Raw genomic sequence first — 13,041 nt, 5'->3', positions numbered from 1 at the left:
GTGGCGTCTGCCTGAATGCATTTGGGCTATCCTCATTGATGACGATAGCGGGCGCTGTTGACCAATATTCATTCCGCGCTGGGACACAGCTTCCATTTGCCGTTCGAATGCCCTTCCTTCGGCATTCCGCGCGACACCCCCCTAGGACCTTCGGTGTTTCTGAAGGCTGGGGACGTGCCGGACGTGCTGGAAAAACCGGTGCTGTCCCGGCCGTTGCTGCAACTCGACGAACAGGGCTCGCTCCTTTTCCACGTGCCCGGCATCGCCGGCTATCTGCTGACCGACCGTGCGAAGATCACCCTTTCCGTGCGGGAGGACGGCGGGCTGCCGAGAGCGCTCGATTTCCTGCGCGACGTGCCGGTCGCTGCCCTGTGCATGCAAGGGGGGCTGATACCCCTGTCGGCGGTTTGCCTGTCCTATCGGGAACGATCCTATCTGTTGTGGTCACCGCCGGGGACGGGCAAGACCAGCCTTGCAATGGCGCTTGTGCGCAGGGGCTTCCGGTGGGTAGCCGATGGACTATGCGCATTGGACATGAGGGGGAGCCATCCTCTCATCCAGCCGGGGTTCCCCGTCATCAAGCTTTGGCCAGATTCGCTCGAAGCCCTCTCCATGCCCCGTCCGCAAGGTGAGCCTGGGCCCGGTGGTCGCTTCTCCATTTCAGCCGCGCCATGGTATGATGGCGAACCGCGACAGCTTGCCGCGATAGCGCTGCTTCGTCCCGCCCGAGGCGGCATGGCGACACGATGCCAGCGGCTGCAAGGGGGCGCAGCTTTCGCCGGGGCCGCCAAGCTGGTCACCCTGCCCGCCGTGGCGCGCGCACTTGGCGCCGAAGCGAGCTTCATGCAGTCGCTCGCCGGAATTGCCAGCAGGGTTCCGGTCCTCGATCTTCTGCATCCCGCCGGTCTTGAGAAGCTCGACGAAGCTGCAGACTGGTTGATGGAGCAGATCCTTTTCGGACAAGGCAGCGACTAACCGTGGATACGCTCCGTTCCTCGCCCGGCGGCCTCTACTGGATTGCTTCCTATCCCAAGTCCGGGAACACCTGGGTTCGGCTGTTCACCGCCACCTTGCGCTACGGGGCCGATATCGACATCCGCGAGATGGACGGAACGGGTGCCATGGCGAGCGGCCGCTGGCTCATCGAGCGTCACCTCGATCTCAATGTGGCAGACCTGACCGCTGACGAAGCTGCAGAGCTTCGACCACTGGCCTATCGAGCATTGGTCGCCTCCACCAGCAGCCCACGATTCTGCAAGGTTCACGACGCGTGGGGACAGACGAAATCCGGCGCTGACATCTTCCCAGCGGAGGTAACCCTCGGCTGCATCCATGTCGTCCGCGATCCCCGCGACGTCTGTCTGTCGCTGGCCGCGCATAACGTCATCTCCATCGATGCCGCGATAGACGAACTCGCCGACGAGACCGCCGCTACCTCGGCGCTGACGAAGCGGCAGCTGAGGGAGTTGCGCGGAAGCTGGTCGTCGCACACAGCCAGCTGGGAGGGGGCGCCCTTGCGGCGCCTGACGCTTCGCTACGAGGATCTGGTCGCCGACCCTCTCACGCATTTTTCGGAACTCGCGACTTTCTGCGGCTTCGACGTCAGCCGTGAGGACATCGTGCGCGCGATCGCGGCTACGAGTTTCGACAAACTCGCCGCCGACGAGGCGCTTGGTGGGTTCCGGGAGCGCCCCGACGGTATGGGGCGCTTCTTCCGAGAGGGAAGGGCCGGCCAATGGCGCGACGTGCTGACGGTGGAGCAGGCCCGCAGGATCGAGCGCGACCACCAAAGCATGATGGCGCATTTCGGCTATGAACTATAAGCCACCAGGCTCAATCGTTCAGGCGCTCATGCCATCGCAGGAAGTGATTGACGTGCAGGGCGTTGGCAACCGCGCTGCCGACGATATGCGGGTTGCCCCGTTCGCGATCCAGAAGGTCTGACAAAGGCGTGCCGAGCAGCCGGCCTAGCTGGTGCAGATCGATGGCCTGTTCGGCCAGTTCGGACGGGCGCTGGTTCGAAACCTGCCGTGCCGCCTCGTTCCACCATTTCTCCGCCCAGAGGCCGAGGTCTGCGAAGGGATCGAAATAGCCGCGCTCTTCCAGAGTTTCCGCCGGCAGGCGGTCGGCCAATACGCGCCGCGCGAGAAAGCGCGGGACGCCCCCGCGACGAAATTGGGTGGGCGGCAGCGAGAGGATGAAGTCGATCAGGCGGCGGTCACGCAGGGGCGCCACCACGTCGAGCCCCATTCTGTTATAGGCCAGCGTCATGCCATCGCTATGCGACGGCTGAACGTTCAGATAGACGGGTTCGATCTCCTCGGTCCGCAGGAGCCGTAGTCGATCGGGTGAGTTGGGCGCCGCACGCCATGTCTCGACCAATCCGCTCTCTTCGGCGAATGAGCGACGCAACAGGCTGTCCTCGGTGATGTCCCGCGCCGGCATGTCGCGCAGGCGGTACCAGTTTTGCAACAGCTGGCGTGGGACGATATCGCGCAGCACGTCACGCCAGAGGATTTTCCATGGCGACCGCCCCGAGAAAGCGGCGGCTGCACCTACCTCCGATGCCAGCTGAAGCCAGCGACCGGACCGGAAGAGGTGGGCGAACAGCTGCGGCCCTTCCGAGGTGAAGGTGCGGTTTCCCCCGTCTCCGTTGAAAAGCGTGCGAACACCGCTGCGCCGGGCGGCCTCCGCCAGCGCCAGACGCCGACACATGAGCGCGGGCGATCCGATCGGCAGGCCGGTATCGGCAAAGAGATCCCGATAGCGATCGTCGCAGGGCCGCATGTCTTTTTCAACAATGGCCTGGGCTTCGATGTTCGGGTGCCGTCGGGCCAGAGCTTCCACATGGGCCCATTCGCGGGCCATGCGCCGCATCCTTTCGGGCTCGCCACCGGCGGGGACGCTGGTGAACCCGGCGATGGTGCGATCGGGTGCGAGCATGGCCAGGGTCGCGGCGATCGATGCAGAGTCGAACCCGCCCGACAGCATCACGCCCAGCGGGGCCGAACTGCGCAGATGTCCGACCAGAACCCGGTCGAGAATCTCGCGGGTCGCTTCGACATAGTCCACGTCGGATTTCAGCCGCAGCGGCGCGCCGCGTCTCGGTTGCCAGTAGATATGGTTCCGACAGCCGGATCGGTCGATCCTGAGGGTCGAGGCACGCCGCACGCGGCGGAGATTGCGATAGAGTGTCGCCTCGGGATCGGCGGATCGTCCGATGATGTTTTCGCCAAGGGTAGCCGGGTCGATCTCGCGCGAGCAGAGGCCGGTTGCGAGGAGCGCAGCTGGGTTGGTCCCAAAGAGGACGAAGCCATCACCCAGATGATAGAAGAGCGGCGTCGTACCGAAATAGTCTTTGGCAAGCGTCAGCTGTCCGGCCCTGCCGTCCCACAGCGCAAAGCCGAAATTGCCCATCAGCCGACCGACACCCGCTTCGCCCCAGCGCGCGAAACTCCGCGCCATCAACTCGGTGTCGCCTGCATCGCGGGGGTGGGTGCCCAGCGCGGCAGCGAGTTCAGCCCGTTCGTCGATGCGTCCCGATCCGATCAGACATGTTCCGCTGTCGGGATCGATGACCGGGATGGTCGCCGCGCGCGTCTCCGGGCGTAGCGCCAGCCGGCGCCAGGCAAGCACGCATGTGTCGGAGGACCAGCTCTGCGCGGCTTCGAAGTCCGGTCCCCCCAGGCGGTGGGCGGCATGGAGCATCTGGGCCGAGGAGGGCAACGGCGCACCGAGGGATACCAGGCCTAGAAAGTGAAGCATGTTCGCGTTCTATCGGGCCTTCATGGCAGAGTGACCGGTGTCCGCGAATCCAGAATGGTGGTGCTACCCAACGGGGGAATCATCCGCTCAGGAGGAATTCTTGGTCGTGGAGCTTTCCGAGATCTCGGTGCCCTTTGCTTCCGTGCCCGACCAGATGCGCAACTCGGTTAGTTTCGGCGCGGCCCATACGCGATCGTGCGACGCTTCAGCCCGTGCGACTTGCTCTTGCTCGTCCATAACCAACGCTCTTTCCGTCTCTTATCCATAGGGTGGCGATCCGTGTATCGCCGGTACCCAGCCGCCACATGCGCCGCGTCCCGTTGCCCGGACAGTCCGGATAAACCCTTGGGTGGGAAAGGTTAACGGTCGGTAAAGATCGGGCCGGACGACAGGCCAGGATCTCTCCGGCCTGTGCCAGAAGATCGATGCCGGACAGCGGCGTTTTTGACGGCAACCGTTTCACTGGTGCCGCCGCAGCACTACGAAAAAGCCCCGCCGGATCGCTCCGGCGGGGCCTTTCGTTGGTCCTGACCGCCTCGCGGGCGGGGTGGATCACTCCTTGTTCAGATAATCGCCCGCATCCGCGTCGGTGCCGTGGGTCTCGCCCACGACCTCACCCAGCGGATCGTCGCCCAAGTCGGCCTGAACCGGCTGGCGCAGCTCGGCAGCATGCTCCTCGGCGGCGGACTGCGGAGCGATCAGCGACTCCTGCCAGTTGCGCTGCGAGGCGCGCAGGGCGGCGTCGCGGCTGCTGGCGGTGACGCGCAGACGGCTCATGCCCGCACCGGTACCGGCGGGGATCAGGCGACCGACGATCACATTCTCCTTCAGGCCGTTCAGCGTGTCGACCTTGCCCTGCACCGAGGCATCGGTGAGGACGCGGGTCGTTTCCTGGAACGACGCGGCAGAGATGAACGAACGCGTCTGGAGCGAGGCCTTGGTGATACCGAGCAGCACCGGCTTGCCATGGGCAATCTGGCGATTTTCGGCTTCGGCCTTGGCGTTGATCTCGTCCATTTCCTCGCGATCGACCTGTTCACCCGGCAGCAGGGTGGTGTCGCCACCATCGGTGATCTCGACCTTCTGCAGCATCTGACGAACGATCGTCTCGATGTGCTTGTCGTTGATCTTCACGCCCTGCAGTCGATAGACTTCCTGGATTTCCGACACGAGATACTCTGCCAGGGGCTCGATGCCGAGCACCTCGAGAATGTCGTGCGGATCCGGCGAACCGCCGATCAGGTTGTCGCCGCGCTTGACATAGTCGCCTTCCTGCACGTCGATGACCTTCGACTTCGGCACGAGATACTCGACCGGCTCCGACCCATCGTCCGGACGGATGATGATCTTGCGCTTGGCCTTGTAGTCCTTGCCGAACTCGACCCGGCCGGAGACCTTCGCGATGATCGCGTTCTCCTTCGGCTTGCGGGCCTCGAACAGCTCGGCAACGCGGGGCAGACCGCCGGTGATGTCGCGGGTCTTGGCGGACTCGCGGCTGACACGGGCAAGAACCTCACCCGCATGCACCGTCTGGCCGTCCTCGACCGAAAGCATCGCGCCCGGCGCCAGCATGTAGCGCGCGGTCTCGCCCGACGTCTCGTCGAGCAGGGTCAGGCGCGGACGGAGGTCTTCCTTCCGGCTGGTGACGCGATACTCGATGACGACCTTCTGGCTGATGCCGGTGGCTTCGTCGGTCTGCTCGGTCAGGGTCTGGTTGTCGATCAGGTCCTGATATTTGATCGTACCGCCGGTTTCCGTGATCACCGGCATGGTGAACGGATCCCATTCGGCAATCCGCTCGCCCTTGGCGATCGTGGCGCCGTCGGCGACGAGCAGATGCGCGCCATAAGGCAGGCGGTGCGTGGCGCGCTCGCGACCCTCGGAGTCGATGATCGCCAGTTCGCCGTTGCGGCTCAGCGAGACGCGGCGGCCGCGCGGATCGGTGATCGTGCGCAGTTCGCGATACTCGATCGTGCCGTCGGCGACGGATTCGAGGTTCGACTGCTCGTTGAGCTGTGCCGCGCCGCCGATGTGGAAGGTCCGCATCGTCAGCTGGGTGCCCGGCTCACCGATCGACTGCGCCGCGATGACGCCGACCGCTTCGCCGATGTTCACCGGCGTACCGCGGGCGAGGTCACGGCCATAGCAGGCCGCGCAGACGCCGCCCTTCGATTCGCAGACCAGCGGGCTGCGGATCTTGACGCCCTGAACGCCGATCGCCTCGATCTGAGCGACCATCGCCTCGTCGAGGAGGGTGCCCTCCGCGACCAGAACCTCGTTGGTCTTGCTGTCGACAATGTCCTCGGCCAGCGTGCGGCCCAGGATGCGTTCGCCCAGCGACGCGATGGTCGCGCCGCCCTGAACGATCGCCTTCATGTCGAGCGCACGGTCCGTACCGCAATCGACCTCGACGACCACGCAGTCCTGCGACACGTCGACCAGACGGCGGGTCAGGTAACCCGAGTTCGCCGTCTTGAGCGCGGTGTCGGCCAGACCCTTGCGGGCGCCGTGGGTCGAGTTGAAATACTCGAGAACCGTCAGGCCTTCCTTGAAGTTCGAGATGATCGGGGTCTCGATGATCTCGCCCGACGGCTTGGCCATCAGGCCGCGCATGCCGGCGAGCTGCTTGATCTGCGCGGCGCTACCACGGGCACCGGAGTGCGCCATCATGTAGATCGCGTTGATCGGCTTCTCGCGCCCGTCCTCGCCCTTCTTGACCGCCGAGATCTCCTTCATCATCTCGGCCGCCACGCGGTCGCCGCAACGCGACCAGGCGTCGATCACCTTGTTGTACTTCTCCTGCTGCGTGATCAGGCCGTCCTGATATTGCTGCTCGAAGTCCTTCACCAGCAGACGGGTCTCTTCGACCTCCTTCTCCTTGGCTTCGGGGATGATCATGTCGTCCTTGCCGAACGAGATGCCGGCCTGGAACGCGTGGCGGAAGCCGAGCGCCATGATCGCGTCGGCGAACAGCACCGTCTCCTTCTGGCCCGTGTGGCGATAGACGATGTCGATGACGTCGCCGATCTCCTTCTTGGTCAGCAGGCGGTTGACCGTCTCGAACGGAACCTTGTGGCTCTTCGGCAGCGTCTCACCGAGCAGCATGCGGCCCGGCGTGGTCTCGACGCGCTTCATATATTGCTGACCGTTCTCGTCGGTCTGCGGCACGCGGCTGATGATCTTGGTGTGCAGGGTCACCGCCTTGGCGGCGAGTGCCTGGTGGACTTCCTGCATGTCGGAGATCAGGGCGCCTTCGCCCGGCTCGCCTTCCTTCATCATCGACAGATAATAAAGACCCAGCACCATGTCCTGCGACGGCACGATGATCGGCTTGCCGTTCGCGGGCGACAGGATGTTGTTGGTCGACATCATCAGCACGCGGGCTTCGAGCTGCGCTTCCAGCGACAGCGGCACGTGGACCGCCATCTGGTCGCCGTCGAAGTCGGCGTTGAAGGCCGAGCAGACCAGCGGGTGCAGCTGGATCGCCTTGCCCTCGATCAGCACCGGCTCGAACGCCTGGATGCCGAGGCGGTGAAGCGTCGGCGCGCGGTTCAGCAGGACCGGATGCTCGCGGATCACCTCGTCGAGGATGTCCCAGACTTCCTTGCGCTCCTTCTCGACCCACTTCTTCGCCTGCTTCAGGGTCATCGACAGACCCTTGGCATCGAGGCGGGCGTAGATGAACGGCTTGAACAGCTCGAGCGCCATCTTCTTCGGCAGGCCGCACTGGTGCAGCTTGAGCTCCGGACCGGTCACGATGACCGAACGGCCCGAATAGTCGACGCGCTTGCCGAGCAGATTCTGACGGAAGCGCCCCTGCTTGCCCTTCAGCATGTCGCTGAGCGACTTCAGCGGACGCTTGTTGGCGCCGGTGATCGTGCGGCCGCGGCGGCCATTGTCGAACAGCGCGTCGACGGCCTCCTGCAGCATGCGCTTTTCGTTGCGGACGATGATGTCCGGCGCGCGCAGCTCCATCAGCCGCTTGAGGCGGTTGTTACGGTTGATCACGCGGCGATAGAGATCGTTCAGATCCGAGGTCGCGAAGCGGCCGCCGTCGAGCGGAACGAGCGGGCGGAGATCCGGCGGAATGACCGGGATCACTTCGAGGATCATCCATTCCGGACGGTTGCCCGATTCCAGGAAGCTCTCGACGACCTTGAGCCGCTTGATGATCTTCTTGGGCTTCAGCTCGGACTTGGTCTCGGCCAGTTCCTTGAGCAGCTGCTCCTTCTCACCCTCGAGGTCGAGTTCCTCGAGCATGCGGCGAACCGCCTCGGCGCCGATACCGGCCGAGAAGGCGTCCTCGCCATATTCGTCCTGCGCCTCGAGGAGCTCGTCCTCGGTCAGCAGCTGGAACTTCTCGAGCGGGGTCAGGCCCGGCTCGATCACGATGTAGCTCTCGAAGTACAGCACGCGCTCGAGCTGCTTCAGCTGCATGTCGAGCAGCAGGCCGATGCGCGACGGCAGCGACTTGAGGAACCAGATGTGCGCGACCGGGGCGGCGAGCTCGATATGGCCCATCCGCTCGCGGCGGACCTTCGACACGGTGACTTCGACACCGCACTTCTCGCACACGATGCCCTTGTACTTCATGCGCTTGTACTTGCCGCACAGGCACTCGTAATCCTTGATCGGACCGAAGATGCGCGCGCAGAACAGGCCGTCACGCTCGGGCTTGAACGTGCGGTAGTTGATCGTTTCCGGCTTCTTGATCTCGCCGAAGGACCAGCTGCGGATGCGCTCCGGGCTGGCGATGCCGATCCGGATCTGGTCGAAGGTTTCGGGCTTCGCAATCGGATTGGCGAAATTGGTCAGTTCGTTCATGTTTCAGTCCCTCTGGAGGGTCGATCTTTCGGGGCGGGAGAGGCGGGCGCCGGCCTGGACCGGCGCCGCTGCCGTCACTCCGCGGCTTCCGCCATGCCGTCGTCGTCGCTCTGCTCCTCGATCGAGGACAGTTCGACGTTGAGGCCCAGCGACCGCATTTCCTTGACCAGCACGTTGAAGCTCTCGGGGATGCCGGCCTCGAAGGTGTCGTCGCCCTTGACGATCGCCTCGTAGACCTTGGTGCGGCCGACAACGTCGTCCGACTTCACCGTCAGCATCTCCTGCAGCGTATAGGCGGCGCCGTAAGCCTGGAGCGCCCAGACTTCCATTTCGCCGAAGCGCTGCCCGCCGAACTGGGCCTTGCCGCCCAGTGGCTGCTGGGTGACGAGGCTGTACGGCCCGATCGAGCGTGCATGGATCTTGTCGTCGACGAGGTGGTGGAGCTTCAGCATGTAGATGTAGCCCACGGTGACCTTGCGGTCGAACTGGTCGCCGGTGCGTCCGTCGAACAGTTCCACCTGGCCGCTCTCGTCGAGACCGGCGCGCCGCAGCATCTCGGCAACGTCCGCTTCGCGGGCGCCGTCGAACACCGGCGTGGCCATCGGCACGCCGTTCTTCAGCAGCTTGGTCATCTCGACGACCTGATCGCCCGACAGGCGGTCGATCTCGTCATGATATTGCTCGCCGTAGATCGTCTTGAGGCGATCGACGACCGGCGACGGTGCCGTGCCCGGTGCCGCGTCGGGGTTGGCCTCGCGCCACGCTTCCAGCGCCTCGGTGACCTGCTTGCCCAGGCCGCGTGCGGCCCAGCCCAGATGGGTCTCGAAGATCTGTCCGACGTTCATACGGCTCGGCACGCCCAGCGGGTTGAGCACGATGTCGACCGGCGTACCGTCCGCGAGGAACGGCATGTCCTCCTGCGGCAGGATGCGCGAGATGACACCCTTGTTGCCGTGACGGCCGGCCATCTTGTCGCCCGGCTGCAGCTTGCGCTTCACCGCGACGAAGACCTTGACCATCTTGAGCACGCCCGGGGGAAGCTCGTCGCCGCGCTGCAGCTTCTCGACGCGGTCCTCGAACTTCTTGACGATCAGGCCGACGGCCTCGTCATACTGCGCCTTGACGGCTTCGAGATCGGCCTGGCGGGCGTCGTCCTGAACGGCGAACTTCCACCACTCGCGCTTCTCGACTTCCTCGAGCAGGGCCTCGGTGATCTCCGAGCCCTTCTTGATGCCCTTGGGAGCCGCAGTCGCGATCTGACCGAGCAGCATCTCCTTAAGCCGCGCATAGTTGGCGCGGTTGAGGATGGCGCGTTCGTCCTCGCGGTCCTTGGTCAGGCGGTCGATCTCTTCGCGCTCGATCGCCATCGCGCGCTCGTCCTTGTCGATGCCGTGGCGATTGAACACGCGCACGTCGACGACGGTACCTGCGACGCCCGGGGGCAGGCGCAGCGAGGTATCGCGCACGTCCGACGCCTTTTCGCCGAAGATGGCGCGGAGGAGCTTTTCCTCCGGCGTCATCGGGCTTTCGCCCTTCGGCGTGATCTTGCCGCACAGGATGTCGCCCGGCTCGACCTCGGCACCGATGTACACGATGCCCGCCTCGTCGAGGTTGCGCAGCGCTTCCTCGCCGACGTTCGGGATGTCGCGGGTGATGTCTTCCGGCCCGAGCTTCGTGTCGCGGGCCATCACCTCGAACTCGTCGATGTGGATCGAGGTGAAGACGTCGTCCTTCACGATCCGCTCGGAGATCAGGATCGAGTCCTCATAGTTGTAGCCGTTCCACGGCATGAACGCGACGAGGACGTTGCGGCCCAGCGCCAGCTCGCCGAACTCGGTCGACGGGCCGTCGGCGATGATGTCGCCGGCGTTGACCACGTCGCCCACCTTCACCAGCGGACGCTGGTTGATGCAGGTCGACTGGTTCGAGCGCTGGAACTTCATCAGCGTGTAGATGTCCACGCCCGACTTGCCGGCATCGACCGAACCGGTCGCGCGGATCACGATGCGGGTCGCGTCGACCTGATCGACGATACCCGAGCGCTTGGCGCCGATCGCGGCGCCCGAATCCCGGGCGACGGTCTCTTCCATGCCGGTGCCGACGAACGGCGCCTCGGCGCGGACGAGCGGCACCGCCTGGCGCTGCATGTTCGATCCCATCAGCGCGCGGTTTGCGTCGTCGTTCTCCAGGAACGGGATCAGCGAGGCCGCGACCGACACGAGCTGCTTGGGGCTCACGTCCATCAGGGTGATCTGGTCGCGCGGCGCCATCAGGAACTCGCCACCCTCGCGGGCGGAGACGAGATCCTCGACGAAGCGGCCCTCGGGGTCGAGCTCGGCGTTCGCCTGCGCGATCGTGTGCTTGGCCTCTTCCATCGCCGACAGATAGACGACGTCGTCGGTGACCTTGTGGTCGACGACCTTGCGATACGGCGTCTCGATGAAGCCATATTTGTTGACCCGGCTGAACGACGCCAGCGAGTTGATCAGACCGATGTTCGGGCCTTCCGGCGTTTCGATCGGGCAGATACGGCCATAATGGGTCGGGTGGACGTCGCGGACTTCGAAGCCCGCGCGCTCACGCGTCAGGCCGCCCGGCCCGAGCGCCGAGACGCGACGCTTGTGCGTCACTTCGGAGAGCGGGTTGGTCTGGTCCATGAACTGCGACAGCTGCGACGAGCCGAAGAATTCGCGCACCGCGGCCACTGCCGGCTTGGCGTTGATCAGATCGTTCGGCATCGCGGTCGACACGTCGACCGACGACATGCGCTCCTTGACCGCGCGCTCCATGCGCAGCAGGCCGACGCGATACTGGTTCTCGAGCAGCTCGCCCACCGAACGGACGCGGCGGTTGCCGAGATTGTCGATGTCGTCGATCTCGCCCTTGCCGTCCTTCAGGTCGACCAGCGTCTTGACGACCGAGAGGATGTCCTCCGAGCGCAGCGTGGTGACCGTGTCGGGGGTGTTCAGCTCGAGACGCATGTTGAGCTTCACGCGGCCGACGGCCGAGAGGTCGTAGCGCTCGGAATCGAAGAACAGCCCGGCGAACAGCGCCTCGGCGGTTTCCTTCGTCGGCGGCTCGCCGGGGCGCATGACGCGATAGATCTCGCTCAGCGCATGGTCGCGATCCTCGACCTTGTCGGCCTTCAGCGTGTTGCGGATCCACGGACCGGTCGAGACATGGTCGATGTCGAGCAGGTCGACATGGTCGAAGCCGGCCTTGTCGAGCGACTCCAGATTTTCCGGGGTCAGCTCGTCGCCGGCCTCGATGTAGATGCGGCCGGTCGACTCGTCGATCAGGTCATAGGCCGAATAGCGGCCGAAGATCTGGTCGGTCGGGATCAGCAGCGTGGCGAGGCCGTCCTTGCCGGCCTTGTTCGCCGCGCGCGGGCTGATCTTGGTGCCGGCCGGGAAGACGATCTCGCCGGTGTCGGCGTTGACGACGTCGAACGCCGGCTTCTGGCCGCGCCAGTTCTCGGCAACGAAGGGAACCTTCCAGCCGCCGTCGCCGCGCACGAAGCGCTGCGTCTTGTAGAACTGGTTGAGGATGTCCTCGCCGCTCATGCCCTGCAGGCGGATGCGTGCGATGCGGGCCGACTTCTCGCCCTCGGCGGTCTGGATCAGGCCGCCGACGATAATCGCGCCGTTCGGATCCTCGACGGTGACGAGGTTGCCGGTGACGGCCTTGACCCGGCACGGGTTGGAGACGCCCGACAGGCCGACGACGTCGCCCACCTCGAACGTGCCCTTCTCGGGCGTGATCTCGACCGTCGCGTCGCCCAGGGCGCGCAGCAGGCTGGTGACCGGCAGCTTGCGCTTGCGGTCGATGCGGACGTTGACGATGTCCTTGGCATCGAACTCGAAGTCTAGCCACGAGCCGCGATAGGGAATGACGCGCGCGGCGAACAGATATTTGCCCGACGCATGGGTCTTGCCACGGTCATGGTCGAACAGGACGCCCGGCGAGCGGTGCATCTGCGACACGATGACGCGTTCGGTGCCGTTGATCAGGAAGGTGCCGTTCTCGGTCATGAGCGGCATGTCGCCCATGTAGACGTCCTGCTCCTTGATATCGAGGACCGAGCGGGTGTCCGTATCGGGATCGACCTCGAACACGATGAGGCGCAGCGTGACGCGCATCGGCGCCGCATAGGTCATGCCGCGCTGACGGCATTCCTCGGTGTCGTACTTCGGGTCTTCCAGCTCATACTGGACAAAGTCCAGCTCGGCGGTGCCGGCGAAGTCGCGGATCGGGAAGACCGAGCGGAGGGTCTTCTCCAGGCCCGACACATAATTGTCGGCCGGGCGCGAGCGCAGGAACTGCTCGTAGGATTCGCGCTGCACCTCGATGAGGTTCGGCATCTGGACGACTTCGTGGATGTTCCCGAAGACCTTGCGGATGCGCTTCTTGGCGGTCGACGGAACTGCCTGGGTGGCCATGCGTATCTTTCCT

Annotated in this window: 5 protein-coding genes; 2 read left to right on the top strand and 3 right to left on the bottom strand. The window is 64.8% G+C overall.

Annotation, left to right across the window (positions count from 1 at the left end; genetic code table 11):
- Positions 1 to 57 precede the first annotated feature (57 nt).
- Together G6P88_RS09095 and G6P88_RS09090 are read left to right on the top strand one after the other, a co-directional pair.
- On the top strand, positions 58 to 975 hold the full coding sequence (locus G6P88_RS09095; protein ID WP_165322861.1) for a P-loop NTPase family protein: 918 nt from the start codon (positions 58 to 60) through the stop codon (positions 973 to 975).
- A gap of 2 nt (positions 976 to 977) precedes the next feature.
- Entirely contained in the window at positions 978 to 1,823 is an 846-nt protein-coding gene (locus G6P88_RS09090; protein ID WP_165322860.1) for a sulfotransferase domain-containing protein, read from the top strand.
- Between the two features lie 10 nt (positions 1,824 to 1,833).
- Here G6P88_RS09090 and G6P88_RS09085 read toward each other — a convergent pair whose 3' ends face one another.
- From G6P88_RS09085 to rpoB, 3 genes are all read right to left on the bottom strand, one after another.
- Positions 1,834 to 3,765: an asparagine synthetase B family protein gene (locus G6P88_RS09085; RefSeq protein WP_165322859.1), complete on the bottom strand. Its 1,932-nt coding sequence runs from the start codon at positions 3,763 to 3,765 to the stop codon at positions 1,834 to 1,836.
- 552 nt (positions 3,766 to 4,317) lie between these two features.
- The gene (gene rpoC, locus G6P88_RS09080) at positions 4,318 to 8,589 is read right to left on the bottom strand and encodes a DNA-directed RNA polymerase subunit beta' (protein ID WP_165322858.1); all 4,272 of its coding nucleotides are present in this window, start codon (positions 8,587 to 8,589) and stop codon (positions 4,318 to 4,320) included.
- A 74-nt stretch (positions 8,590 to 8,663) separates the two neighbouring features.
- The gene (gene rpoB / locus G6P88_RS09075; protein ID WP_165322857.1) at positions 8,664 to 13,028 is read right to left on the bottom strand and encodes a DNA-directed RNA polymerase subunit beta; all 4,365 of its coding nucleotides are present in this window, start codon (positions 13,026 to 13,028) and stop codon (positions 8,664 to 8,666) included.
- Between the last annotated feature and the right edge of the window lie 13 nt (positions 13,029 to 13,041).

This window comes from Rhizorhabdus phycosphaerae, assembly GCF_011044255.1.
Classification (GTDB): domain Bacteria; phylum Pseudomonadota; class Alphaproteobacteria; order Sphingomonadales; family Sphingomonadaceae; genus Rhizorhabdus; species Rhizorhabdus phycosphaerae.
The sequence above is the reverse complement of the archived record's forward strand: the minus strand, read 5'-3'. Positions and strand labels throughout refer to the sequence as shown.